The following is a 25,369-nucleotide window of genomic DNA, read 5'->3' as shown; positions in this document are numbered from 1 at the left end:
AGAGATGTTACATGTCACTTCTGTACATAGTTATCAGTGCCTAGTGAATTTTGACTCGTGACTGGTGAGTGGTGATTAGCAATCGGTAAAAAGTGGTGCGTGGTGGGCGAAAGCACTTATAGCTTTTGCTTCTACCCTCCTGCCTTCTGATAATGTGTTGGTTTCAAAATAAACGGAATTTGGTGTGAATTTTATGATCGGGGCAGATGTCTCTAGACACCATCAAAACTTTCTTCAAGTCGTTCATAGCTACTATCAGCTAACTAAACCGAGGATTATACCTCTACTTCTGATTACAACTGCTGGCAGTATGTGGATTGCAGCCGAAGGACGAGTCGAGCCAAAATTGCTCGTTGTCACCCTAGTTGGGGGAACTTTTGCTGCTGCTGCTGCCCAAACCGTCAACTGTATTTACGATCGAGATATCGATTATGCGATGGAACGAACCCGCCACCGTCCAATTCCTTCAGGACGAGTACAGTCGCACCACGCCCTAATTTTTGCGATCGCCCTAGCAGCAATTTCTTTCTCTCTCTTAGCAGTCTTTGCCAACTTGCTAGCTGCTCTGTTAGCAATGTCTGGCATTGTCTTCTACGTTGCCATATATACCCATTTTCTCAAACGTCATACCCCTCAAAATATCGTCATTGGTGGTGCAGCAGGGGCAATTCCTGCTTTAGTTGGTTGGGCAGCGGTGACGGGAAGTTTAAGCTGGACGGCTTGGACGATCTTCGCCATTGTCTTTCTGTGGACACCACCTCATTTCTGGGCGCTAGCATTGATGATCCGCGAAGACTACGCCAAAGTAGGCGTACCGATGTTACCTGTCGTAGCGGGCGACGAGACTACGGCGCAGCAGATTTGGTTCTACACCCTAATTCTGATCCCCGCCACGTTTTTACTGATTTATCCCCTACAATCGTGCGGTCTTCTCTACGGCGCGATCGCCTTGATTCTTGGTAGCATCTTCGTGCGTAAAGCTTGGCTGTTATGGCAAAATCCCACCTGTAAAATCCAAGCGCGATCGCTATTCCTCTACTCCATCCTTTACATGATGCTATTGTGTGCGGGCATGGTGGTCGATAGCCTACCCTTCACCCACCAGGTTGCAAACGCTTTAGCTTCCAGCTTAAACACCATCATCAGCACGATTCTCATTTCTAGATAGTGGTGCTTTGACTAGTGGCTAGTCAATCTATTTTCTTGCCACTAGTCACTACTCACTACTCACTCTTCTATGATGAAGACAGGAAGTATTTAGATTTGTATCGCTGCTAGCGAGAAAAAGCTCCTATGGCTCCTGCTGTTTTCATCCAAAATTTGCAAAAGCGCTATGGCAGTGTTGAAGCTGTCAAAGATATCTCCTTTGCGATCGAAGCTGGGGAGATTTTTGGTCTACTCGGTCCCAACGGTGCGGGTAAAACTACAACCTTGCGCATCTTGTGTACCCTTTCTACACCAGATGCAGGAGTAGTAGAAGTTTCTGGAATTTCGGTATTAGATAACCCTAGAGCCGCTAGACGGAGATTGGGATATGTCGCGCAGGAAGTCGCTCCCGATAAAGTGCTAACGGGACGAGAGTTGTTGCAACTACAAGCAGCTCTCTATCACTTACCCAATGCCGTAGTCAAACAGCGGATCGATACGGTATTAAATTTACTGGGCTTGCAGGAGTATGCAGACAAAAAGACAGGTACGTACTCCGGCGGTTTACGTAAGCGTCTAGACTTGGCAGCAGGCTTGCTACACGCTCCCGATGTTTTGGTATTGGACGAACCCACCGTTGGACTCGACATCGAAAGCCGTTTTGTCGTGTGGGATTTTTTACGTCAATTGCGCGAATTGGGAACTACCGTCTTAATCACCAGCCACTACCTAGAAGAAATTGACGCATTGGCTGACAGGGTAGCAATTATCGATCGCGGTTTAGTTATTGCTTCCGGTACGCCTTCTCAATTAAAAGATAAAGTAGGCGGCGATCGCATTACCCTCCGCATCCGCGAGTTTTCACCCCCAGAAGAAGCAGAAAAAGCTAAACAAATGCTGACAGCGCTGCCCTTCGTCCAAGAAGCGATCGTCAATAGCGCTCAAGGTAACTCGCTCAATCTCGTTGTCACACCCCAAGCAGAAGCTTTAACTCAAATTGAGGCAACGATGAAATCTGCTGGTTTGCCCATTTTTGGCATTTCCCAATCTCGCCCTAGTTTAGACGACGTTTACCTCGCCGCCACAGGTCGCACTCTGATGGATGCCGAACTCGCCGCCGCCGGAAGCCGCGATCCCAAAGCAGAAAGAAAGCAAAATATGAGATAGGTAATGGGTAACGGGTAGTAATGGTTAATAGTTATTGGTCATTTGCAACTCATTATTAACACCTACCAATTACCAACTACCAATTACCAACTACCAACTACCAACAACACAAAATAATATGAGCAGCACTTTTATACCTCCAAAATCTGATGCTAATTGGCAACAACTGGCATCGACGGCAGTTCAAAAAGAAGATACTTCTAACTGGCTAGGAGAACTCGTCCAAGAAACTTTGGCATTGACTCGCCGCCTTTTCATTCAGTTACAGCGCCGTCCTTCAACTTTAATTGCTGGAATTATTCAACCCGTCATGTGGTTGATTCTATTTGGTGCTTTGTTTCAAAATGCCCCCAAAGGAATGTTTGGCGATAGCACCAATTACGGTCAATTTTTAAGTGCTGGCGTGATCGTTTTTACTGCTTTTGGGGGGGCGCTAAATGCAGGATTACCAGTGATGTTCGATCGCGAATTCGGCTTTTTAAACCGCTTGTTAGTCGCTCCTCTGGCTTCGCGCTTCTCGATTGTTTTAGCTTCAACTATTTTTATTGTCAGTCAGAGTTTGTTGCAAGCAGCAGTTATTGTGGCGGCGGCTGCCTTTTTGGGGGCTGGTTTACCCAATCTAGCTGGTTTGGGGGCGATCGCTTTAATTATTTTACTGCTAGCTTTGGGCGTAACAGCTGTAAGTCTCGGTTTAGCCTTCGCTTTACCCGGACATATAGAACTGATTGCCGTCATTTTCGTGACTCAACTGCCCTTGCTATTTGCTAGCACGGCTCTCGCGCCTTTGTCTTTTATGCCTAAGTGGTTGCAAATTGTCGCAACAATTAACCCATTAAGCTATGCGATCGAACCGATCCGCTATCTCTATCTACACAATAGCTGGAACTTAGGTAATGTAGTCATGCAAGCGCCTTGGGGTGCAGTGACATTTGGCGGAGCTATACTGATGTTGGTCGGTTTTAGCTTCGTAGCTGTGCTGAGCATTCAACCCTTACTGCGGCGGACTCTAGCATAAGTACAAAGCCTATCTTCCTATTTTTATTTATGCGAGCTATCACCCCATGAAAATCTCAGCTTCATCTCTGACAAAAATCTTTTTCGGTGCAGTAGTAGGAATGAGCTTAGCTACCTTATTACTACCACAACCCACTTGGGCGCAAGCAACCTCAGATGCCGAACCTCTGCGGGATCTGAATCAGGAACAAAATCGCGATCCCTTTTCCCGTGGTGATACTGGCGACGCTATGAGCGGTTTAATGGATATTATGCACCGCGCTCAAATGGGTAATATTCGCTCCGCGGGAGATTTTGCAACCGAGCAAAATCAATCTTTGGACGATGCCGCTGCTAAGTTTCGCCAGCAGCAGCTACAAAGGATGCAACAAAATCCATCGCAACCTAATAACAATCCTGCTAATCCACCTCAACCAAAATAAGTAAGTAAAGGGATGGCAATGCCATCCTTTTACTTTTTATAATCCTAATGCTGCTAGCACGTCACTAGCATGGGTTGTGGTATTAACGCTGCTATCGACGTGGACGATTTTACCGCTCCCATCAATTACGTAAGTTACGCGCTTAGCATAGCCGCCACCGTCAACGTCATAGGCTTTAACTAGAGTCTGCTGAGTGTCAGCTAAAAGTGGAAAATTCAGCCCGTATTTCTCAGTGAATTGTTGATGAGACTGCTCGTCATCAACGCTTACACCTAAGATTACAACGTCTTTGTCATTGTAAGTTTGCTTGGCATCTCGGAAACTACAAGCTTGTTTCGTACAGCCCGGTGTATCGTCTTTGGGATAGAAGTACAAAACTACAGTTTTACCAGCAAAATCAGATAAGGAGACTGTATTACCATTAGTATCTTTGACTGTAAATGTAGGTGCTTGCGTACCAACTGCTAAAGCCATAAGTTTCAGTATCTCCCTAAAATTTGATTGAATCTACTAACAGTAAACATATCTTATCTATCACTATTATTGTGGCGATCGAATAAGAGTTGACTGTATTTCCTGTCTCGATTATTTTATCAATAATTGTTATCTTTTTTAACTCTATTTTTAAACATAATTTCTTAACACTCAGCGATCGCGAGAGATCCGTTCAGTGGCAGCTAGCTCCAAGGGAGGCTTTGTCAAGCATCCTAGTATACATAATTATGAATTTTTAACTATAACTTTTTACGTCTAAATTATCTAAGAGTTTTCTCACATTAATTTCATAGAAAACTCATTAACATCTTATTCAATATCTTATTTAAAACTATCAACTTGCTTTAGTTTGTCTTTAAAACAGAAAAAAAGATAAAATTTGTAGCAAGCCTTACCGATTCTCAAGGGTAGAAATAAACCGATCGAGGTATGCCAAATTCAACTAGCATTGAACTCGGTTTAATTTTTTCCTCTAGGAATTTTAGGTAACTTGTGAGATTATACAATTGCTCCTGCAATTTGGTAAAAAATATAAGAAATCCGTTTATTCTCCCCCTAACTCGTAGTTCCCGATTGCTTCATTAGCATCAGTCTTCTATAGACAGAACCAAAAATTTTATCTTAAAATACCCGCTCGACCTCTATGCTAAAAGTAGCATTTATTGTCAATCACTTTCCTTTACTTTCAGAAACCTTTATTCTTAACCAAATTACCGGACTCCTAGAACGCGGACATCAAGTAGACATATATACTTGCACTCCAGGTGATTTGAATAAAGTACATCCCGATGTCGAAAAATATTGTTTATTGGAACGCACTTATTATCTACCAGAGATTCCCCAAAACTTTCTGAAGCGATCGCTCAAAGCAATTGGTTTACTGAGTATAAATTTTACGAAAGCACCTAGAAAATTACTGCGATCGCTTAATGGTTTCAAGTATGGCAAATCGGCAACTTCTTTACGATTATTTTATGCCGCGATCGCTGGTGCAGATAAAGGAGCATATGATATCGTTCACTGTCAGTTTGGAACTTTAAGTTTTTGGGGTATGCTATTTCGGACAATTAATGCTCCTCAAGCCAAATTAGTCGTATCGTTTCGCGGTTACGATATCAGCCAATTCATTCAAGAACATGGCGATCGCATTTACGATCGCACCTTTGTAGAAGCCGATCTCTTTCTGCCAAATTGCGACTTTTTTAAACGTCGTCTCCTCAAACTCGGTTGTGACGAAAAAAAAATCTGCGTTCACTACTCAGGAATTGATTGCGATCGTTTCCAATATACACCCCGCTATCGTCATTCTCATCAGAAAATATGTATTGCTACCATTGGGCGTTTAGTAGAAAAGAAAGGAATTGAATACAGCATTCGCGCAGTAGCGAAAATAGTAAAATCTTGCCCTAATCTAGAGTATAAAATCGTTGGCTGCGGTTCTTTACAAACAGAACTAGAACAACTAATCCAAGAACTAGAGTTAAATAATATCGTACATCTATTAGGTAAAAAAAATCGACAGGAAATTATTGAAGTTTTGCAAGCATCTCACATATTTATTGCTCCCAGTATTACGGCACGCGATGGCAATCAAGATGCTCCTGTTAATGTCTTAAAAGAAGCAATGGCGATCGGCTTACCAGTCATTAGCACCTATCACGGAGGAATTCCAGAACTTGTAGAAGATGGTGTTTCTGGCTTTTTAGTCCCAGAAAGAGATACAGAGGCGATCGCATCAAAGTTACAATATTTAATCGCACATCCAGAGATATGGAATATTATAGGTGCAGCTGGTCGCGATCGAGTAGAAAAATATTTTAATATGCAAAACCTTAACGACGAACTCGTCGATATTTATCAGAAAGTGAGTAGTGAAGAGTGACTAGTGGCTAGCGACTAGCTATTCACAAATGACAAACGACAAACAACAAATGGCAAATATGAATTTACCCAAAGTTACCATTGTAGTAACTCCTCGCGAACGTTTTAGTTATACTAAAGAGTCTTTAGAAAGTATCTACGAACATACGCAAATTCCTTTTAAATTAGTTTATATTGATGGCAACTCTCCTAGAAAAGTATGCCAATATTTAGAGGAACAAGCGCGAGTTAGAAACTTTCAAATTATCAGAACAGATTACTATCTTTCTCCCAATCAAGCTAGAAATATAGGCTTGCGTCAAGTTGATACTCCATATGTTGTATTCGCTGACAATGATGTGGTTGTTTCCCCTGGTTGGCTAGAAAATTTAGTGCGGTGTGCTGAAGAAACACAAGCTACAGTCGTTGGACCATTGATGTGTCAGGATTTACCAATACATGAAATCGTCCACTTTGCAGGTGGCGAATCTCATATTTGGGTTGACAAAAATAAAGCAACTCCCAGACGCAGGTTGCGAGAAAAGATGTACAAGCAGGGAAAACGAGTCGTAGAAGTCCGCGATCGCCTACACCGTAACGAAACTGAATTAGCAGAATTTCACTGCGTTCTCGTGCGTACAGAGATTTTTTCCCGCATTGGTTTGTTAGATGAAGCCATGCTGAACACGAAAGAACATTTAGACTTTTGCATGAGTGTCAGGGAGGCGGGAGGTAAAGTCTATTTTGAACCCAGCAGCCTTGTCACTTACGTACCAGGACCACCCTTAGAATGGACGGACTTACACTTTTATATGCTGCGTTGGAGTGATGCATGGACATTAGCGAGTTTGCATCGCTTGCGTGACAAGTGGAATTTAGCTGAAGATGCTTACTTTCTCCAAAAATACAAACAATTAGGTTGGCGGCGGCGATGGACAATCGTTCATCCCCTCAGCCACCGCCTCACCTTTGGGATCAAAAGCCACTGGCTAGAAAAAATTCTCGTTCCTCTCGATCGCATCTTAAATCGTTACTTGACATCAAGCCACGCTCGACAACAGCAAAAATTTCAACTGCAACCGCAACAAACTAACGACGTACAGGACAATGGTTTTGCAGCTTGAAATCAGGAATAGAAACGCCAGCTAAGATACTAAAGAAACTCGATCTAAATCCGTTTCTAATTCCCGCTTGATGAAAGTTTCTAACCAATCTTTTACCAGACGAGTCGCGCGACAATCATCTTCGTTATAACGTTCAATTGCTTCGAGAAAAGAGCGATCGCCTGTTGCTAACCAGCGATCGTACCAATAAATACACTGCGAACCGTGCGCTTGAGGATCGCGCCATTCAAACCCAATCCAACGGGCGATCGCTTTGAGAGCATAACTTTCAATTGGTAGCACCACAGTTTGGGCGATCTGCTCGTAAATATCAACACAGCGATCGACGATCGATCTAACTTGTTCTGCTGGTGTCCGATAAAGTTGAGCCAAGCGTCTAATTGTCTCGACTTCATACGAGAAAAAATGAAAAATGGGCGCTTGTGGATAGCGCCCAACGATGTCTAAAAATTGTTGCCAAATCGTGCTTTCATCTGACTGTGTTTCTGCTAGTAAAGAATGAAAAGTTTCCGTTTGCTTCAGGCGATCGACCACCAACACTCCTAACATGTAATCAAGATTTAGATCTGGCTGTGCCTCAATATCAAAGTAGATTTCAATGGGATTTGGTAATGGGTAATTGGTAATTGGTAGTTGCTCCCTTGTCTCCCTATCTCCCTTGTCCCCCTTGTCCCCCTGCTCCCTGCTCCCTGTTCCCTGCTCCCTTAAAAGCGAAATCGGGCGATTTTCCAAGACTGACTGCGCTTGCAATACTAAATGATGAGCTATTTTTTTGTCAAAACCTCGTAAGCTTGCTAAGTCAGATGAGTTAGCCTTAGCTAAAGATTCTAGCGTGACAAGATCGATCGCCTGTAACTCTTTATAACGATTGGGTGTCACCCCAGGCAGTAAAGACAAATGTTGTTGAGATCTAGCAACGCCAGAGCAATAACTATACCAACGGCATAAACTGCATCGCTGGCGAGAAATAAAGACTTCTGGTGCTTGAGGTGCTGCTAATGTTTGGACGCACTCGGCAAAAATCTGCTGCATCTGCGGCAGTACTCTGGCTAAACTTACCTCATACATCTCTTTCCGGCGCAAGAGTAACCAGGCTCGATCTGGTGTAGTCTCCTGCACCATGCCCAACGCCTGTCCGTGAAAAGCAGCTACAACTTGATATTCTAGTTTGGGGCGCTTACCTAATTCAATTTGGGCTGGAATATACATCCAATTTCCAAAAATCGATTGCCCTGGTTGTTTAATTAACAAATCGGGACGGCTGAGCAGCGTTACATCTTCTGAAGTGCGGGCGATTATCACTCCTCGATAAATCTGCTCTACACCCTGTTGCATTAACTGCCAAGTTGCTGTTGCTCCTGCTTGCCAATCCTCTTTAGAATACTGAGGTTGCTGATAGGATCCGTTCTGCCATCATGCTTTGTCTATGCTCGAACTTGTCCTGTTGTAACTTCAGCAACAGTTCGCTAGGAGCATCTTTAAGTGCCAAATCTCCGTGGCGATCGAGAAATGGGCGACGATTACAACGTTGGTATTGTAGCAGCAGCTCAGCAGTCATTAGCATAGCTCTAGCGTAACAGGAAAACCATGAGTGATGTGTAGTGCGCTGAGGAATAGGGTGTGGGGGAGCCAGTGCGGTCTTGGGGTGGCGCTATCGCGGACTTCGTCGCCCCCCATGAGCAACTGGCGTTGTGGGGTGTTGGTAGTTGGTAGTTGACGGTTGTTGCACCTAAAGCTCCCCTGCTCGATCGCTCCCTGAAAACTGGTCACCGATCGCTGATTCGGCTAAAATGACTTAGTTCTGCTGTGCTACCGTCAGATGGTTCGGCGGGTTGACGATCGCGACTGATGAACGTAAAGCTAAACGCAAAGCTATATGAGTAGATTCGACCGACAAAATAGAGGATTCAAAGTTATTGGAAATTTAGGGATGTTGCTGATCCCGATCGCGTCTGTACCTCTGCTTTTACCTTTATTCAGTCAATCTTTCTCTCCGACTTCTACTACGGCAACAGATCCATCTCCTGAGACTCCATCTGACAATAATGTTGCGAATAACGTTTCTAGTGTCGCTCAATGGGAGGCAGAAGCTAGGCGGGAGGAGCAAAGCAAGCTACCAAAAGCTCAGCCACCAACGCTCAATAAAACGAACAAACAGCAACCTCAAAAAATTAAACGAAAACGGCAGCCTGTAGCCAAAAAAACACAATATGCTGCGCCAAGCTTAGAAATTCGCGTGGCGATCGCTCAAGATGCAGATTCTCTAATTGTTGGCTCCTCAACTCCCGCCCAAGTTGTAGAAACAAACGGCAAAGTCTTACGGCAACTGCCCAACGGACAGGCTTTTACAGTACAGCCTAGCGACTCAGATCGGATTACAATTGGCAATGCCCAATTACCCAATGCGGTCTGGATTTACCCCCCAAAAGGAGGTGTGGTATACGTAGGCGATCGCTGGTATAGAGGCAAACTCCTGCTCGTTGCTCGACAACAGAAGCTACTCGCGGTTAACTATGTCGATTTAGAGCATTATCTTGCCAGCGTTGTCGGTAGCGAAATGCACGCTTCCGCCCCTACTGAAGCTCTTAAAGCTCAAGCCGTCGCCGCTCGCTCCTATGCTTTGGTTCACATGGTACGTCCGGCAAATTCCTGGTTTAATCTCGGGAATACCCAGCGCTGGCAAGTTTACAAAGGGATGAACAGCGAGTACAACACTACACAAAAAGCTGTCAAAGATACTGCTGGGCAGATTATTAGCTATCAAGGCGGCGTAGTCGAATCGCTTTACGCTGCGACAGATGAGATCGTTCAAAAAGCTCATGGTGGCAAAGGTATGAGCCAAACAGGAGCCTATCGACTGGCAGCACAAGGCTACAACTACCTGCAAATTCTGGCGCACTATTACCCCAAAACCGCCACAGCAAGGCTGGAAATCAAGCCTTGAAGCAGGAGAGGAGCAGGGGAGACTAAAACAACTCCTGATTTCTGACTTTTGACTTTTGCCTTTTCTCAGAATTACACTTGACTGCTGAGAATTGGCTTGATTTGCGGTTCCGATCTTTCTCCTATATCATCGGCGATCGTTAACCGAGAGGGTTTACAGCGTTTGATCTCGACTGCAATCCCTTGCGCTCCTTCATGCTCCAAATCCTCTATGTAACCACGCTGGGCAGCTGCCGCTTCTTTGGCGCTGAGAAAAGGACCGAAGTAGTAAGTACAACGGGGATTTTGGGTATCAATTTCTACCCACCATGCCCAACCGAAGTTATGGAAGAAGCTAATCAGATTTTCTTTAGTGTGATTCCAAATTGGGTTCATGTCTTTTTTTCCTATCAGCTTGTGGTAAAGGATTCGGGCTAACAAAACAAATCGTAAACTATTGTCACATTTCGTAAAAAAGATTTCATCGCTAGTTTTCTAATTTATCTTTTTTTGTACCCATGTTGACATAATTTACATTTTGCCAGCGTTGGCGAAAAATTTCGTAAAGTGCCATACCAGTTGCGACAGAAGCGTTCAAACTCGGTGTATTGCCTGACAAGGGAATCGATACCAACAGATCGCAGCAGCGCTGAGCGCTCAAACTCAATCCTTCCCCTTCCGAGCCAACTACTAGCACAATAGGACCACTAAATTTAACTGTCTGTATCGATTGTTCCGCTTCTAATGCCGTACCGTAAACCCAGAAACCAGCTGCTTTTAATTCTTCTAAAGCGCGGCTAAAGTTAATGACTCTGGCGACAGAGAATGTTTCTAAAGCACCCGCTGCGACTTTCATCACCGTAGACGTGATCCCAACAGCTCTGCGTTGAGGGATGACTAAGCCTTGCGCTCCGATTGCCTCAGCGGTACGGATAATTGCTCCTAAGTTGTGAGGATCGGTAATACCATCGGCAGCAACAATTACGGGTTGCTGAGAAGTCGATTTCGCTTTGTCAATTAGCCCTCCTAATTCCAAATAATCGTAGGGAGCTACTTGAGCGGCGATCCCTTGATGATTGGCGTGATGGGTAATTTGGTCTAGGCGTTTGGGTTCAACCTCATCAATGACCGTACCATTCTCCTTTGCCTGTTGGAGCAGAGAATGAAAGCGATGATCGTAACGCAGACGAGCAGTAACCCAAAGCCGATTGAGCTGTCGTTGGGTTTCCAAAGCTGTCAGCACGGGATGGCGACCGTAAATCAGATCGCTCTCTTCTTCTGATGTGGAAGGTGGAATTTGGGACGAGAAACGATCTGTCTTGTCGCGTTCTGTATTGTAGGTAGGACTAGCTAAGACTGGTCGAGAGAAATCTTTCTTTCCTGCCACATGACGTTTTTCCCCATCTTGTTTAGTGGCATTATGTTTGAGATCGGCACGCTTGCCTGTATAACGCTCTGGTTTGCCACGTTGCGGTTTTCCAGAAGGGTTAGATTTGGCTTTTAATTTGGGTGGTTCTGCCATAAATTTTTCTTATTGTTAATAGCCTTAGTATTCATTTTTATTTACACTAGGGGAGTTTAATGTTTCTGTAGGAGCTAATGGTAACTGCTCCAAGAGTTGATACAAGCGCTGGCGATCGCTTAAATAAAGATAGCCTACGAGAGCTTCTAAACTCGTTGCTTGTTGATAAACTTCTGGTGCGGCGCGACGCGGTCGTCCTACAGTAGCATTGCGTCCCCGACGCACGATTTCTAATTCAGCTTGATTGAGATATGGAGTGAGATATCGTAAGTGCGAAGCCTGTGCCTCGGCTCTAACCTGAGCAACGACAAGGTTGTGGTAAGCCTGCGATCGCTTGTGGGGTAGTAAAAAGTGGCTCCTCACATACAGCTCGTAAACCGCATCGCCCAAATATGCTAAAGCCATAGGTGAGAGTTGTTGTAGCTGCCCAGGAGCGATCGCCAACCAACTGGGTAGCAACTCCAACTGAGTGACTACATCTGTCTGAGCTTCCCGAGCTGAGCCGTCGAATAAATTGTCCTCCTTCGGTTCCACTCCGTTTGGATTCTCCCCTCAACAGTCAGTTATCAGTTGTCAGTTATCAGTGACCGGTGGCTGGTAGCTAGACCGAAACAAGAATCTACTCAATACACAAGCTACTCTCCAACTACCAACTACCAATTACCAATTTCAGCCATCAGCGATCGGTGACTACATTATTATGATCGATCCCCAATTTCAGGGGGTTGAACCTATGATAAGTTTTTTATATCAAAAAATTAAGCTATCCAGATTGCAAAACCGGATAGCTAAAGTTAGAGTGCCTGCGATCGCTCAAGATGCTTGAATATTTTCTAAAGCTGCTTCAACAGTCGGTCGTAAACCTAAATATTGCTCTAGGTTAACTGTCTTGACTGTTTGAGTTACGCGGGCATTGGTGACAATTTGTGAAGTCCCACCGTTAGTTTCAGTCTGCTTCTTCAAATGCACCAAAGCGCCAATTCCAGAACTATCGACAAAATCAATTTGGGACAAATCCAATATGATGTGCTTTGGTCCCTCTTCAACATACTTGCCGAGTACCTTGCGAAAGGTTGGTTCTGAAAAGGCATCAAGCAAACCCGTCAACCGGAATAACTGATAATTACTCCGAACCTCACGAGTTCCTCTCAGGCTAACAGTTAGATTTAGTGTCTCAGCGATAGTTCCCTCCTCGCCACTTCTTGTTTCAAATCGAGGCTAAAGTATAAATGCTTGGTTGAGATGTTGTCTACACTCACGTGGTAGAAGTTAGAAGCTTGAGGCTAAGAGCTTGGTAGTAAAAAGAACATTGTCTATTTCTGTTTGCTTCAGATCTTGCCTTTGCACTCCTAGTTTTTAAATTTTAACTCCTCATGTCTCTGTGGGTATAAAATACTATGAATTTATTGCAGGTAATGGGTAATGGGTAATGGGTGGTTGCTGGTTGTTGCACCTGAAGCCCACCTGCACACAATGCTCACCTGCTCCCCTGCTTCCTTGTCCCCCTTGTCCCCTTGTCCTCCTTGTCCTCCTTGTCCCCCTTGTCTCCTAAACTAAAACGATAGACTTTGTACAGAAGTTTCATCTAGGCAGGGGCAATGGTGCGATTAAAGCTGTGGCAGTGGATTGTCTTAGCAACTCCGATCGCGTCTATCGTTGGTTTCTTCCTGGTAGCAGCAGGTTTGCAGATCCATGAATGGCGCATCAATTGGATCTGGGGTGTGTTTATTCTAATATTTGTCGGCTGGCGGTGGTTGCTAGTCCGGTGGACTCGTCCTGTTGTCGTGGAGATGGAGGCTGTAGCCGCAGAAGTTAGCAAAGAATTAGAATCGTTTTCCGCTGATGCACCACTCTCAACGCCAGACAGCAGCAAGAAAGCAGAAGCCACGCTACAAGAAATTCTCGTTGTAGCACAAAGCGATCGCCCTTTGTGGGAGGACTGGCAAACTTTTTGGCAGCGCTGTCAAGATTTAGTTGTCGCGATCGCCCAGATTTATCACCCAGAAGTCAAGTATCCGCTTTTAAATATCTATATTCCCCAAGCTTACGGACTGATCCGAGGGACGGTAGACGATTTAGATCGGTGGATGCAAAAATTATCGCCTGCTTTGAATCAAGTTACCGTCGGGCAAGCATATGAGGCATATGAAGTTTACCGCAAGCTAGAGCCATCGGCGCGCAAATTCTGGCGGGCATGGAACTTAGCACAGTGGCTTTTGAACCCAGCCGCCGCCGTAGCGAAAAAAGCTAGCCAGCGTTACACAAACCAGGCAGATCGACAACTTTTGGTCAATTTGAGTCAATTGTTACGGGAAGCAGCGTTAAGAAATCTGTGTCGGCAAGCGATCGCCCTCTACAGTGGCGATACCTTACCTGGTTTAGAATCATCCAAGACTCAAACTTTACCCCAGGTAAAGACTCAAACTCTGCGAGAAATTTTGTCGCAAGCCGAGCCTGTGGAAATTGTAGAGCAAAAACCTGTCAGCATTCTCTTAGTAGGACGCACTGGAGCCGGAAAAAGCAGCTTAATTAATACCTTGTTTAGGGCAGAACTCGCCGCCGTTGATGTTTTACCCAGCACCGATCGCTTGCAAAATTATCGCTGGCAAACTGATACGGGAGAAACTCTGACACTGTGGGATACGCCGGGATACGAACAGGTTAATCGCGCTGAATTACGAGAACAAGTTCTCGAATATGCCAGCAACTCAGATTTGTTGCTACTTGTCAATCCTGCCCTCGATCCAGCTTTACAAATGGATGTAGACTTTCTCAAAGATATTCAGGCAGAAGTAACGGACTTGCCCGTAATTACAGCTGTCACCCAAGTCGATCGGTTGCGTCCGATTCGCGAGTGGCAACCGCCTTATAATTGGGAACTGGGCGACCGCCCCAAGGAAATTTCCATCCGAGAGGCGATTCAGTATCGCGCCCAACTGCTAGCGAATTATTGCGATGTCGTGCTACCAATTGTTACGGCAGATCCGCAAGTCGGTCGAATTGCTTGGGGAATCGACGCGCTATCCTTAGCCTTAGTTCAGGCGATCGCCCCTGCCAAACAACTGCGGCTAGCACGCTTCATGCGCGATTTAGACACTCGTACCACCACCGCCGCCAAAATCATCGATCGCTACACCTTCCAAATGGCAACGACTCAAGGACTCACGGCTTTACTCAAAAGCCCTGTCCTCCAGTTTATTTCCACCATCTCAACCGGATCGCCTACCTTAGCTAATCTCCTAGCAGCACAAATTCCGGTCGAACAATTGCCTGTTGTCATTGGTAAATTACAAATGGCATACGAACTATTTTCACTGCTCAACCCAGATAAAAATCCGCATAACTTCGACTTACTCGCCCTGTGGTCGTTGTTATTGGAAAACTCAGCATCTCCAGAAAATAATGCTTGGGCATTCGGTCATGCTTTGGTAGAGTATTGGACGCAGAGTTTAACTGTCGAACAATTAAGACAGCGGTATGAAGGTTATCTCAAGCAAGTTTGAATTCATGACTGATGGCATGAAAATGGTAAATTTGAGTTTGGTCTAATTTTTTACCCTAAACTTTGAAATAGCCTATCTTGACAAAGAGAGTAAGAAAAATCACAATATCGAGCGACAAAAACGTAAAGAGCGAAAAAGATTATGCCTAAATATATCGTGTGGGGAAGTTACTGCGAGGACGTGTTGGAAAAGCGCGTACCTTATCGACAAGCACATTTAGATGGACTGGCAAAACAGAAAGAAGCTGGGGTTTTAATTACAATTGGTCCGACTAAAGATGTGACCAAAGTATTTGGGATTTATGAAGCAGAAGATGAGGCGACAGTACGGAATTTAATTGAGTCCGATCCGTATTGGGTTAATGGAATTTGGACGGAGTATGAAGTTAAAGAGTGGATACAGGCTTTTTGATTTTTAAGAATGTTACTTGAAAAGTATACCTTGGCGTTTATCCATGTAAAAACATTTTAGAGGTGAAACAATGTCAGCGATCGCCACTCAATCAAATTCAGTAATCAAGCGAGTACTTTTCACCTGCATATCTTTACTATTAGTTTTTGCTTGTTTACTAGGAACGAAAATATCTTTAACAGGAGAACCGCAGTTACTTGCTGGAACTCGCCCCGACAATTTAGGCGTTCGTGCGGGTGAACTTGCACCTTGTCCCAACACTCCTAATTGTGTTAGCAGTCAGAGTCAAGATCCCGCACATAAAATCGAGCCTTTTATTTATAATTCCTCTGCTCAAGCGGCTATGACTGACTTAAAAACTGTGCTTCAGTCATTTAGAAGAACAAAACCGATCGCTCAGTCAGAAAATTACCTCTATACGGAATTTACCATTCCTGTTGTTGGGTTTGTAGATGATGTAGAATTTTCTTTGGATGAGAACGCTAGAGTCATCCACGTGCGTTCGGCTTCTCGTATGGGTGAGTCAGATTTGGGTGTAAATCGCAGCAGAATAGAAACTTTGAGAGCAAAGTTTAACCAAATTAATCGCCCTGAATCTGTATAGAAAATTAAGTTTTAGCCATCTCCAAAGCTTGAATTGCAGCTTGAACAAGATTGTAATAATGGGGTTGAAAGAGATCGACTTGAGTAGCATCTTTACGGCTACTACCTAATAACCCCATCAGATTTCCTGCCTCAATTGCTAAAACTCGTCCTTCAGTGTTCTTAATCCTTAATTCTAATGAATTGTTTGTAGGGAAAACACCGCAAGTATAACGCCGCTGTTTGTATTCAAAGGGAATTGTAGTGGCAGTTCGTCTCAGGGGAAATAATATTTGCGGCTGATTAGGTAGGCGCACGCCGATTAATTCTAACTCAATATTAGTATTACCATTCCAAGTATTTTCTCGCAAACGATAAGCAATATCTATCCGTGGTGGTAAAGGGAAATATTCGCGCCAACGCCAGGCGATCGCTTTCATTTGTTGTAGGGGCGCACGGCTGTGCGCCCCTACAGATAAATCTTTTTCTTGAACTACAGTTAATTTAATATGACCCTTACCGATTATTTGCTGATCGATAACTTTGACATTCGCCGTCCAAAAGACAGGTTCAGGGTTTTCAATTCCACAAGGATGTAAAATATCTAACTGTTGATAAAGTTGTAAATTGAGCCGATCTAAATTGGCTTGCGTGTCAATTTGTAGCAGTGGCTTTAAGTGTTCCGGTTGCAAACAAGAGTTAGCAAATTGAATCAGACGCGATCGCAATGCTTCTAAGTTTTCGGCTGAAAGGGAAAAACCACCTGCTGCTTTATGTCCGCCAAACTTACCTAATAAATCTCGACAGAATTCTAAGGCATCAAAAACATTAAATTCAGGAATACTACGTGCTGAACCGCGAATGTGATGTTCGTCTTCATACGTGCCAATAAATACGGGTACGCCGTAGCGTTCTACCAGGCGAGAGGCGACGATCCCGATTACGCCGTGATGCCAATTTGGTTGAACGACAAGTAAGACGCGATCCTCTTGTAGAGACATGGCGTGCGATGATTCGACATAAGCGATCGCTTCCCGTTCGATTTCTTCGCAAAGTTGTTGGCGACGGGCGTTAATTTGTTCGCATTGCATTGCCCGTTCTAAGGCAATTCCGGCATCATCAGTTGTCAATAGATCGATAACAATTTGCGGATCGCCAATTCGCCCGATCGCATTAATACGGGGACCGAGGCGAAAACCGATATCATCTGGTTTGAGTGACTTATTTTTGTCGTTCACACCACTAACTTGAATCAAGGCTTGAATTCCCTCAAGCTGAGACTGAGGCAGCAGTCGCAATCCGCGTTTCAGCCACCGACGATTGACACCGATTAAAGGTGCGAGATCGGCGATCGTTCCTAGTGTAAAGAGTTCCAATAAAGGCTTGACTAAACCCTTGAGTTGTCCTGTTTTCTGAGCCAGACAAATAGCTAGGACGTAAGCAACACCAACCCCAGCTAAACCCCAATAAGGTGAAGATTCGGGAATGAGTTTGGGATTGAGGATCGCGTTTGCTGGGGGTAAAGTGGGGGGAATGTCGTGATGGTCGGTGACGATGACATTTAAACCGAGTTCTCTTGCTCTGGCGATTGGTTCGATCGCGGCAATACCATTATCTACGGTTAAAATCAGCCGCACGCCTTCACTGTGGAATTCTTCGACAATCCGCTTGTTAATTCCATAGCCCTCCTGCATCCGGCTGGGAATGGCATAATCGACTTGCGCCCCCAACCAGCGCAGGCTGCGGAGTAGCAAGGCTGTACTCGTCATCCCATCAGCATCGTAGTCGCCGCAAATGGCAATTTTCTCTTGGGAAGCGATCGCTTGTTCTAATAAGTCTATGGCGATCGCTAGGTCGGAAAATGCCTCTAGGGGTGAGGGCAAATCTAAAGTTTCTGGATTGATAAATATTTCTGCCTGCGCTGGTGTCTCGATGCCGCGATTGACTAAAAGCTGGTTGACTATAGGTGAGAGCTGGTTTATTGTGGTCAACTGGCTGACCAACTCCGGTTGAGCTGGATGTATTTGCCAGCGCTGATTTGGCAAGCGACGCGGACGGCGAGGTAATCCTGATGGCGGTTGGGCTAACACGGGGACAGAAATAGAGGCTCAGCACTATATTGTATGAGGCTAATGGGTAATTTAGCGCGGTTACTGCATTCGATCTATAGTTCTATACTGAATTGCCTCGGCGACGTGATGGCTTTGCAAGTTTTTCTCTGCCCCTAAGTCGGCAATTGTCCGCGCCACTTTGAGAATGCGATCGCTGGCTCTAGCTGACAAGCCTAATTTCCGAATTGCTCCTTCTAATAAGCTTTTAGAAGTATCATCTAACTGACACCACTTCCGCAAATGGCGACTTTGCATTGCTGCGTTACAGCTTACCGATAATTCTGACTCAAACCGATCGCGGGTGCGATCGCGTGCTGCTTGTACTCTTTGCCTAACGCTTTCCGAATCTTCCCCCGTAGGTTGCTGGGTAATTTCCTCTGGTTTCAGTCGATTCACCGCCACCTGCAAGTCAATTCGATCCATCAAGGGACCCGAAAGCTTTGCCCAGTATTGCTCTCTTTGCCTGGGGGAACAAGTACACGCTTGGATGGAATCGCCAAAATAACCGCAAGGACAAGGATTTGTACTCGCGACTAAAGTAAATTGGGCGGGAAACATCACCGATTGGCGAGTACGAGATACAGTGACGTGACCGTCTTCTAAAGGTTGGCGCAGAAATTCCAATACATCCCGCTTGAATTCTGTTAATTCATCTAAGAATAGAACTCCGTGGTGAGCTAAAGAAATTTCCCCAGGACGAGGAAAAGTCCCGCCACCAACTAAAGAAGGACCAGAGGCGGAATGGTGGGGACTACGAAAGGGACGTTCTGCAACTAGCGAACCTTTATTTTTTAACAACCCCGCTACGGAATGAATTTGGGTAACTTCCAACGCCTCATGAAAACTGAGTGGTGGCAAAATCGCCGGAAGACGACGAGCCAACATCGTTTTCCCGCTCCCAGGCGGACCCACAAAAATTAAGTTATGCCCCCCAGCTGCGGCAATTTCTAAGGCTCTACGAGCGTGAGCTTGTCCTTTGACATCTTTTAAATCTGCACCACAATGGACACTTCTGACGATCTCCCGCGTGCCTTCAAACTGCACGGGCTGAAACTTTTCTGGCTGATTGAGAAATGCTGCGACTTCCGATAAAGATTGAAAACCATAAACTGATATCCCTTGTACTAAAGCTGCTTCCTGGGCATTATCTGCGGGTACGACTAACCCAGTAATCCCCATTTTTTGCGCCGCCGCCGCCACGGGTAAGACACCAGCCACTGCCCGCAAGCCGCCATCCAAGGAGACTTCACCCAGAAATAAGAAATCCCCTAGCATTTGCGGGTTGACCTGCTCTGAAGCCGCCAAAATGCCCACGCTCATCGGTAAATCGAAGCTGGGTCCTTCTTTCCTAATATCTGCTGGCGCTAAGTTAATTACGATCCTTTTCAGCGGAAAAGCATACCCAGCGTTTTTGAGCGCTGCTTTCACCCGTTCTTTCGACTCCTGAACTGCCAGATCCGGTAATCCTACCACGACAATTCCCGGTAGCCCCGCCGAGACATCGATTTCGACTCCTACTTTGACAGCATCGATACCGACAATTGATGCACTCCAAACCCGTGCCAGCATTTTATCTTTCTTCCATGACAAGAACCCTTTAGAATCTCTAACAGAGTTCAAGGGCGATCGGCATGAGTGAAACTACAGATACTATTTTTGGCAAAATCATTCGTAAAGAAATTCCCGCCAATATCGTTTATGAAGACGAACTGGCGATCGCATTTAAAGATATTAATCCCCAAGCCCCCGTTCACATCCTCGTGATTCCCAAAAAACCTATAGCCAAGCTATCGGATGCCGAATCTCGCGACCACGCCCTTATGGGTCATTTGTTACTAACTGTTAAGCGAGTTGCCCAGCAAGTAGGACTGAATAACGGCTATCGCGTCGTGATTAATACTGGTGCAGACGGCGGACAAACTGTGGATCACATGCACCTTCACATTCTTGGCGGGCGACAAATGAGTTGGCCTCCTGGTTGAGTTCCTCGTACTTTGTTAAAGAATATTCGTTTGGGTGAGCTGAGGGAGCTGAGGGAGCTGAGGAGGCTAAGGAGGAAAACTAATTCGTAATTCATTAATTCGCAATTCAGAATTAGCTACTTATGTAATACGGCTGAAAGCTTTGCTAGAAAAAGTTTTCAGCTCTTTTATTTTTAGGCTGAGTTGTTAAATTATAAAACAAACTTATACCATTCATAATATAAGCTAATCTTCATAATCTTTACAAAACTCAATGAAGTTCCTTATAGTGTTAACAACAGGGAAAACAAACCCTGATTTGCATAACCAAACGCAATACATAGAACCATGACAACCACATTACAAAGACGCGAAAGCGCTTCCTTGTGGGAACAGTTTTGTAACTGGGTAGCAAGCACAGAGAACCGCCTATACATTGGCTGGTTTGGCGTGTTGATGATCCCCACGTTGCTCGCTGCCACCACCTGCTTCATCGTCGCATTCATCGCCGCACCACCGGTAGACATCGACGGGATCCGCGAACCAGTAGCAGGTTCGTTAATCTATGGCAACAACATCATCTCAGGTGCAGTTGTGCCATCCTCCAACGCCATCGGCTTGCACTTCTACCCAATCTGGGAAGCAGCATCATTAGACGAATGGCTGTACAACGGTGGACCTTACCAATTGGTAATTTTCCACTTCTTAATCGGTGTATTCTGCTACATGGGACGTGAGTGGGAACTATCCTACCGCTTAGGAATGCGTCCTTGGATCTGCGTCGCATACTCGGCACCAGTAGCAGCAGCAACCGCAGTCTTCTTGATTTATCCAATCGGACAAGGTTCGTTCTCAGACGGGATGCCCTTGGGGATCTCGGGAACATTCAACTTCATGTTAGTGTTCCAAGCCGAGCACAACATCCTGATGCACCCGTTCCACCAATTAGGTGTAGCCGGTGTATTCGGTGGCGCCCTGTTCAGCGCGATGCACGGTTCTTTGGTTACCTCTTCCTTGGTACGTGAAACAACCGAAACCGAATCTCAGAACTACGGTTACAAATTCGGACAAGAAGAAGAAACCTACAACATCGTTGCAGCTCACGGCTACTTCGGTCGCTTGATCTTCCAATACGCATCCTTCAACAACAGCCGCGCGCTGCACTTCTTCCTAGCAGCATGGCCCGTCATCGGGATTTGGTTCACCTCCTTGGGCATCAGCACCATGGCGTTCAACCTCAACGGCTTCAACTTCAACCAGTCGGTGGTTGACTCTCAAGGACATGCGATTGGTACATGGGCAGACATCCTCAACCGCGCTAACCTGGGTATGGAAGTGATGCACGAGCGCAACGCTCACAACTTCCCCCTCGACTTAGCTGCTGTCGAAGCTCCTTCCCTCAATGGCTAATTCGCGTTAGTTTGATTTAGGAAAGCGCCTCCCCAAAAAGGGGGGCGCTTTTTGCTTTCTTTACAGTCTGGTAAGGGCAGGTTTACATAGATTTTCAAGTTGAGCAATAAATATGGTTGGCGAACCTACCCTTACTTGCATTTATCTCTACAATTCAACTAAAATAGTAAGTCTTGCCCTAGCTCCATTAAAGATGAGTCTGGAGACGGTAGCAAAGGTAAGAGCCTTTTCATACCGTCGATCGCGGCTCAAGGCTACAAACCTGTTGGTACGGGTACTCTACCCCCTCTTATCTTTCTCTCATAGAAGGATGATAGGGGGTAGTCCGGTGCAAAGGATTGGTTTGGTATCCTATCTTCAGTAGTAACCGCGATCGCAGAAAAATATTTTAAGTATACAGGACAGCTCATGGCGAAACGAGTGCAATTAGTTTTAACGCAAGACATACTCAAGCTAGGCAAAAATGGCGACCTAGTTGATGTAGCCCCTGGCTACGCCCGCAATTATTTGCTGCCTAAAAAAATGGCAGTACCAGTTACATCTGGAGTTTTAAAGCAAGTCGAACGTCGTCGAGAAGTTGAACGGCAACGGCAATTAGAATTAAAGCAGCAAGCACAAGAATTGAAAGCGGCTTTAGAAAAAGTTGGCAGTTTCACCATTGCCAAGCAAGTGGGAGAGAAAGAAGCAATCTTTGGTACGGTGACAGACCGCGAATTAGCTACCTTAATTCAGCAAGCGATCGGTCAAGAAGTGGATCGTCGTGGTATTACCTTACCTGACATTAGTAAACTCGGTACTTACAAAGCTGATGTGAAGTTACATCAAGATGTGACAGCAACGGTAGAAGTGAAGGTTATAGCAGAGTAGTCATTGGTCATTCGTCATTGGTCATTTGTGAATAAATAATTTTGACTTTTGACTTTTGACTTTTGACTTCTCCCTTACCCCTTGATTAAAAAATCGGGTAAAAGTAGAGAGAGCTTCTTGAACTTTTGCCTGTTATTTTTTATATATGTACAATAATCAACAAAAATTTGTCAGTGATGGTGTCGATCGCCTGCCACCTCAAAATGTTGAGGCAGAAGAAGCGATTCTAGGTGGTATTCTACTCGATCCCGAAGCAATTGGCAGAGTGAGCGATCGCCTAATTGCCGATGCCTTTTATATTGATGCCCATAAAGAAATTTATCGCGCCGCACTGCAACTGCACGCGCAGGGTAAACCTACAGATTTACTATGTGTTGTTGGTTGGTTGAGCGATCGCGAACTCCTCAGTAAAATCGGTGGTAAAAGCAAATTAGTCCAGCTGGTAGACCGGACGGTTTCCGCAATTAATATTGATGCTTTAGCTGGCTTGGTGATGGATAAGTATCTCCGCCGTCAGTTAATTACATCGGGAAATGAAATCGTCCAACTAGGATTTGAGACAGAGAAAGAACTAGCAACTGTCCTCGACCAAGCAGAACAAAAGGTTTTCGGCGTGACTCAGGAACGCCCGCAGCAGAAATTAGTGTCAATTTCCGATACTTTAATTTATACCTTTCAAGATATTGAGAGTCACAATCAAGGCATTGCTCAGCCTGGGCTATCGTGTAACTATTACGATCTCGATGCGATGACGGGCGGTTTCCAGCGTTCTGACTTGATTATTATCGCTGGTCGTCCGGCAATGGGAAAAACCAGCTTTGCTCTAGGTTTGGCGCATAATATTGCGAGAGTGCACAAGTTTCCTGTCGCAGTATTTAGTTTGGAAATGTCAAAAGAGCAGCTGGTACAGCGCTTGTTGTCCAGCGAAGCGGGAATTGAGAGTCAGAGGTTGCGGACGGGAAGAATTGCTCAGAACGAGTGGGAATTATTGTCTCACGCGATCGGCGAACTGTCAGATTTACCGATATATATTGACGATACGCCAAACATTACCGTGATGGAAATGCGTAGTCAAGCTCGTCGCCTGCAAGCAGAAAAAGGTAAAGAATTAGGTTTAATTCTGATCGATTATTTGCAATTAATGGAAGGTAGCGGCGATAATCGCGTCCAAGAATTATCAAAAATCACGCGATCGCTCAAAGGTTTAGCGAGAGAACTCAACGTACCAATTATTGCCCTTTCTCAGCTCAGCCGTAGTGTAGAAGCCCGGAATAGCAAACGCCCGATGATGTCAGACTTGCGAGAATCGGGTTCGATCGAACAAGACGCGGATATCGTGATTATGCTTTACCGCGATTCTTATTACAACCCCGACTCTCCCGATCGCAACATTGCCGAAGTCATCATCGCCAAACACCGCAACGGTCCCACCGGAACCGTGAAGCTATTATTCGATCCAAACTTGACCAAATTTGTGAATTTAGCCAAGCAGAATTTTTAAATTGTCATTTGTCATACCCTTCGGGAAGGGCTATTCTTCGAGAAGCCACCCTTCGGGTGTCTACGCCCTACGTCATTGGTCATTTGTGTTTGCCAATGACAAATGACCAGTGACAAATGACTAATTAATTAACCTTCAACAACTCAACGTCAAAAATCAGCGTAGCGTTGGGAGGAATAACGCCACCCGCACCGCGAGCGCCGTAACCTAATTCTGGGGGAATGACGATTTGGCGACGTTCGCCTACTTTCATCGTGCTGAGTGCTTCATCCCAGCCTTTAATGACTTGTCCCGTACCAACTTTAAATGAAAAAGGCTGACCGCGATCGCGAGAGCTATCGAACTTAGAACCATCTTCTAAAGTTCCTGTATAGTGAACTACGACGGTTTGACCTTTTTTCGGCATTTCTCCGCTTCCCTCTTGGAGGACGGTGTATTTCAGCCCAGAATCAGTTGTAATTGCTTTATTGTCAGACATTGGAGTTACCTTATTTGGTGCAGTTGGGGTTTGCGTTGGCTTCTGGGCTATAAGCGTGCTGGATGTGGCTTGAGTTGATGCTTGAACAGATGTAGTCTCAGCCAGAGCGTTATCTTTCGCTCCTCCTACCTGAGCTAGCACCAAAAGCACTACGCAAACTAACGTAATTCCCACGCTGATGAGAATTTCTTTCAAAATTAGACCCTCCTTCAGCTATGCAAGTGCGTCACTACTATATCTTGTAATGGGGTAGTTGGTAATTGGTAATTGGTAGTTGGAGATCGCAAGAGGCGAGAGACTAGAGGCTGATTTTGACTTTTGACTTTTGGCTTTTGACTTACCCATTACCCATTACCATCTAACGCCACATCTTATTTTCCAAATCGCGGATTTGACGCTCTAGGCGATCGATCCGTCCCCGTAACTCGTCCATTTCTGACTGACGGGGTACGCCAAGATCCTGCATGACATTACGGATCTGCCGTTGCAACTGCGCCTCAAAAGTTGTGGGATCGATCTTGAGCTGCTGCATCATGTTGTCTACAAACACTTTGGCTTGGTCAGAATTCATTTTGCCATCCTTGACCAATTCATCGCTTACTTCCCGCAACTTCTCAGCTACAAGGGAAGTCGTACCAACACCAAGCATCAATAGTTGTTTAATCCAGTTGTTATTATCCATCCTGCTATCCAGTTAGTTAAAGGAATTTATCAACAAGTTGTAGGGGCGGGTTTACCAAGAGACTTTGTGACTTACAGAGATTTCGGGTGAACTCGCCCCTACAGAAATAGCGCTGCGATCGAGCTATGCTAAAAACATGTCACCCCAACTCCTCCTGTTATATTCTGGCAAATTTGGCGATCGCCATCCTT

The 25,369-nt window shown here is 45.2% G+C and carries 24 protein-coding genes and 1 pseudogene; 14 read left to right on the top strand and 11 right to left on the bottom strand.

Going from position 1 to position 25,369, the window contains the following annotated elements; translation table 11 throughout:
• Positions 1-193 precede the first annotated feature (193 nt).
• The 4 genes from M5J74_RS21135 to M5J74_RS21120 all read left to right on the top strand — a co-directional run bounded on the left by M5J74_RS21135 (position 194) and on the right by M5J74_RS21120 (position 3,749).
• Entirely contained in the window at positions 194-1,168 is a 975-nt protein-coding gene (locus M5J74_RS21135) for a heme o synthase (RefSeq protein WP_250017156.1), read from the top strand.
• A gap of 125 nt (positions 1,169-1,293) precedes the next feature.
• Entirely contained in the window at positions 1,294-2,313 is a 1,020-nt protein-coding gene (locus M5J74_RS21130) for an ABC transporter ATP-binding protein (RefSeq protein ID WP_106168044.1), read from the top strand.
• A 118-nt stretch (positions 2,314-2,431) separates the two neighbouring features.
• Complete coding sequence (locus tag M5J74_RS21125) at positions 2,432-3,328, top strand: ABC transporter permease (protein WP_106168043.1); 897 nt, start codon at positions 2,432-2,434, stop codon at positions 3,326-3,328.
• A 46-nt stretch (positions 3,329-3,374) separates the two neighbouring features.
• The gene (locus M5J74_RS21120; RefSeq protein WP_015155990.1) at positions 3,375-3,749 is read left to right on the top strand and encodes a hypothetical protein; all 375 of its coding nucleotides are present in this window, start codon (positions 3,375-3,377) and stop codon (positions 3,747-3,749) included.
• 36 nt (positions 3,750-3,785) lie between these two features.
• Here M5J74_RS21120 and M5J74_RS21115 read toward each other — a convergent pair whose 3' ends face one another.
• A complete protein-coding gene (locus M5J74_RS21115) occupies positions 3,786-4,223 on the bottom strand; it encodes a peroxiredoxin (protein ID WP_015155989.1) in 438 nt (145 codons plus the stop codon).
• 664 nt (positions 4,224-4,887) lie between these two features.
• On the opposite strand from M5J74_RS21115, the gene M5J74_RS21110 reads away from it, so the two are divergent.
• The gene (locus M5J74_RS21110; RefSeq protein WP_250013072.1) at positions 4,888-6,126 is read left to right on the top strand and encodes a glycosyltransferase; all 1,239 of its coding nucleotides are present in this window, start codon (positions 4,888-4,890) and stop codon (positions 6,124-6,126) included.
• A 58-nt stretch (positions 6,127-6,184) separates the two neighbouring features.
• Positions 6,185-7,228 (top strand): glycosyltransferase family 2 protein, encoded by a 1,044-nt coding sequence (locus M5J74_RS21105; RefSeq protein ID WP_371934066.1) that lies wholly within the window; start codon positions 6,185-6,187, stop codon positions 7,226-7,228.
• A 21-nt stretch (positions 7,229-7,249) separates the two neighbouring features.
• Here the strand turns inward: M5J74_RS21105 and M5J74_RS21100 are convergent.
• Together M5J74_RS21100 and M5J74_RS21090 are read right to left on the bottom strand one after the other, a co-directional pair.
• A pseudogene (locus M5J74_RS21100) lies at positions 7,250-8,792 on the bottom strand (TM0106 family RecB-like putative nuclease).
• Positions 8,786-8,998: a hypothetical protein gene (locus M5J74_RS21090; protein ID WP_250013068.1), complete on the bottom strand. Its 213-nt coding sequence runs from the start codon at positions 8,996-8,998 to the stop codon at positions 8,786-8,788. The pseudogene M5J74_RS21100 and the gene M5J74_RS21090 overlap by 7 nt, the downstream one beginning before the upstream one ends.
• 106 nt (positions 8,999-9,104) lie before the next feature.
• Here M5J74_RS21090 and M5J74_RS21085 point away from each other — a divergent pair, with 106 nt between their 5' ends.
• Positions 9,105-10,172, top strand: a complete 1,068-nt coding sequence (locus tag M5J74_RS21085) for a SpoIID/LytB domain-containing protein (protein ID WP_250013067.1) — start codon at positions 9,105-9,107, stop codon at positions 10,170-10,172.
• 71 nt (positions 10,173-10,243) lie between these two features.
• Here the strand turns inward: M5J74_RS21085 and M5J74_RS21080 are convergent, their stop codons facing one another.
• The 4 genes from M5J74_RS21080 to M5J74_RS21065 all read right to left on the bottom strand — a co-directional run bounded on the left by M5J74_RS21080 (position 10,244) and on the right by M5J74_RS21065 (position 12,854).
• Positions 10,244-10,546 carry a DUF1816 domain-containing protein gene (locus tag M5J74_RS21080; protein ID WP_015155984.1) on the bottom strand — a complete coding sequence of 101 codons (303 nt, stop codon included), beginning with the start codon at positions 10,544-10,546 and terminating at the stop codon, positions 10,244-10,246.
• Positions 10,547-10,637: 91 nt separating this feature from the next.
• Entirely contained in the window at positions 10,638-11,672 is a 1,035-nt protein-coding gene (gene rlmB, locus M5J74_RS21075) for a 23S rRNA (guanosine(2251)-2'-O)-methyltransferase RlmB (RefSeq protein ID WP_106218208.1), read from the bottom strand.
• Positions 11,673-11,696: 24 nt separating this feature from the next.
• Positions 11,697-12,206 (bottom strand): Mini-ribonuclease 3, encoded by a 510-nt coding sequence (locus tag M5J74_RS21070; protein ID WP_015155982.1) that lies wholly within the window; start codon positions 12,204-12,206, stop codon positions 11,697-11,699.
• A gap of 279 nt (positions 12,207-12,485) precedes the next feature.
• Complete coding sequence (locus M5J74_RS21065; protein ID WP_041462552.1) at positions 12,486-12,854, bottom strand: STAS domain-containing protein; 369 nt, start codon at positions 12,852-12,854, stop codon at positions 12,486-12,488.
• A gap of 416 nt (positions 12,855-13,270) precedes the next feature.
• Here M5J74_RS21065 and M5J74_RS21060 point away from each other — a divergent pair, with 416 nt between their 5' ends.
• From M5J74_RS21060 to M5J74_RS21050, 3 genes are all read left to right on the top strand, one after another.
• The gene (locus M5J74_RS21060) at positions 13,271-15,175 is read left to right on the top strand and encodes a GTPase family protein (RefSeq protein ID WP_250013066.1); all 1,905 of its coding nucleotides are present in this window, start codon (positions 13,271-13,273) and stop codon (positions 15,173-15,175) included.
• A 141-nt stretch (positions 15,176-15,316) separates the two neighbouring features.
• Positions 15,317-15,586 carry a YciI family protein gene (locus M5J74_RS21055; protein ID WP_015155978.1) on the top strand — a complete coding sequence of 90 codons (270 nt, stop codon included), beginning with the start codon at positions 15,317-15,319 and terminating at the stop codon, positions 15,584-15,586.
• Positions 15,587-15,656: 70 nt separating this feature from the next.
• Positions 15,657-16,190 (top strand): DUF1499 domain-containing protein, encoded by a 534-nt coding sequence (locus tag M5J74_RS21050; protein WP_181245482.1) that lies wholly within the window; start codon positions 15,657-15,659, stop codon positions 16,188-16,190.
• A 4-nt stretch (positions 16,191-16,194) separates the two neighbouring features.
• On the opposite strand, the gene recJ is transcribed toward M5J74_RS21050, so the two are convergent.
• Positions 16,195-18,258 carry a single-stranded-DNA-specific exonuclease RecJ gene (gene recJ / locus M5J74_RS21045; RefSeq protein WP_250013065.1) on the bottom strand — a complete coding sequence of 688 codons (2,064 nt, stop codon included), beginning with the start codon at positions 18,256-18,258 and terminating at the stop codon, positions 16,195-16,197.
• 60 nt (positions 18,259-18,318) lie between these two features.
• Complete coding sequence (locus M5J74_RS21040; protein WP_106170857.1) at positions 18,319-19,848, bottom strand: YifB family Mg chelatase-like AAA ATPase; 1,530 nt, start codon at positions 19,846-19,848, stop codon at positions 18,319-18,321.
• A 62-nt stretch (positions 19,849-19,910) separates the two neighbouring features.
• On the opposite strand from M5J74_RS21040, the gene M5J74_RS21035 reads away from it, so the two are divergent.
• From M5J74_RS21035 to dnaB, 4 genes are all read left to right on the top strand, one after another.
• Positions 19,911-20,261 carry a histidine triad nucleotide-binding protein gene (locus M5J74_RS21035; RefSeq protein WP_015155974.1) on the top strand — a complete coding sequence of 117 codons (351 nt, stop codon included), beginning with the start codon at positions 19,911-19,913 and terminating at the stop codon, positions 20,259-20,261.
• Positions 20,262-20,588: 327 nt separating this feature from the next.
• A complete protein-coding gene (gene psbA, locus M5J74_RS21030; protein ID WP_015153219.1) occupies positions 20,589-21,650 on the top strand; it encodes a photosystem II q(b) protein in 1,062 nt (353 codons plus the stop codon).
• A 408-nt stretch (positions 21,651-22,058) separates the two neighbouring features.
• Positions 22,059-22,517 (top strand): 50S ribosomal protein L9, encoded by a 459-nt coding sequence (rplI, locus tag M5J74_RS21025; RefSeq protein ID WP_250013064.1) that lies wholly within the window; start codon positions 22,059-22,061, stop codon positions 22,515-22,517.
• A 145-nt stretch (positions 22,518-22,662) separates the two neighbouring features.
• Complete coding sequence (gene dnaB, locus M5J74_RS21020) at positions 22,663-24,018, top strand: replicative DNA helicase (RefSeq protein WP_106170854.1); 1,356 nt, start codon at positions 22,663-22,665, stop codon at positions 24,016-24,018.
• A gap of 124 nt (positions 24,019-24,142) precedes the next feature.
• On the opposite strand, the gene M5J74_RS21015 is transcribed toward dnaB, so the two are convergent.
• Together M5J74_RS21015 and M5J74_RS21010 are read right to left on the bottom strand one after the other, a co-directional pair.
• Positions 24,143-24,691 carry an FKBP-type peptidyl-prolyl cis-trans isomerase gene (locus M5J74_RS21015; protein ID WP_015155971.1) on the bottom strand — a complete coding sequence of 183 codons (549 nt, stop codon included), beginning with the start codon at positions 24,689-24,691 and terminating at the stop codon, positions 24,143-24,145.
• A gap of 163 nt (positions 24,692-24,854) precedes the next feature.
• On the bottom strand, positions 24,855-25,178 hold the full coding sequence (locus M5J74_RS21010; protein ID WP_015155970.1) for a phasin family protein: 324 nt from the start codon (positions 25,176-25,178) through the stop codon (positions 24,855-24,857).
• Between the last annotated feature and the right edge of the window lie 191 nt (positions 25,179-25,369).

The organism is Chroococcidiopsis sp. CCNUC1, from assembly GCF_023546805.1.
In the GTDB taxonomy this organism is placed as follows: Bacteria; Cyanobacteriota; Cyanobacteriia; order Cyanobacteriales; family Chroococcidiopsidaceae; genus Chroococcidiopsis; species Chroococcidiopsis thermalis.
This window is presented reverse-complemented; position numbering and strand designations above follow the sequence as displayed.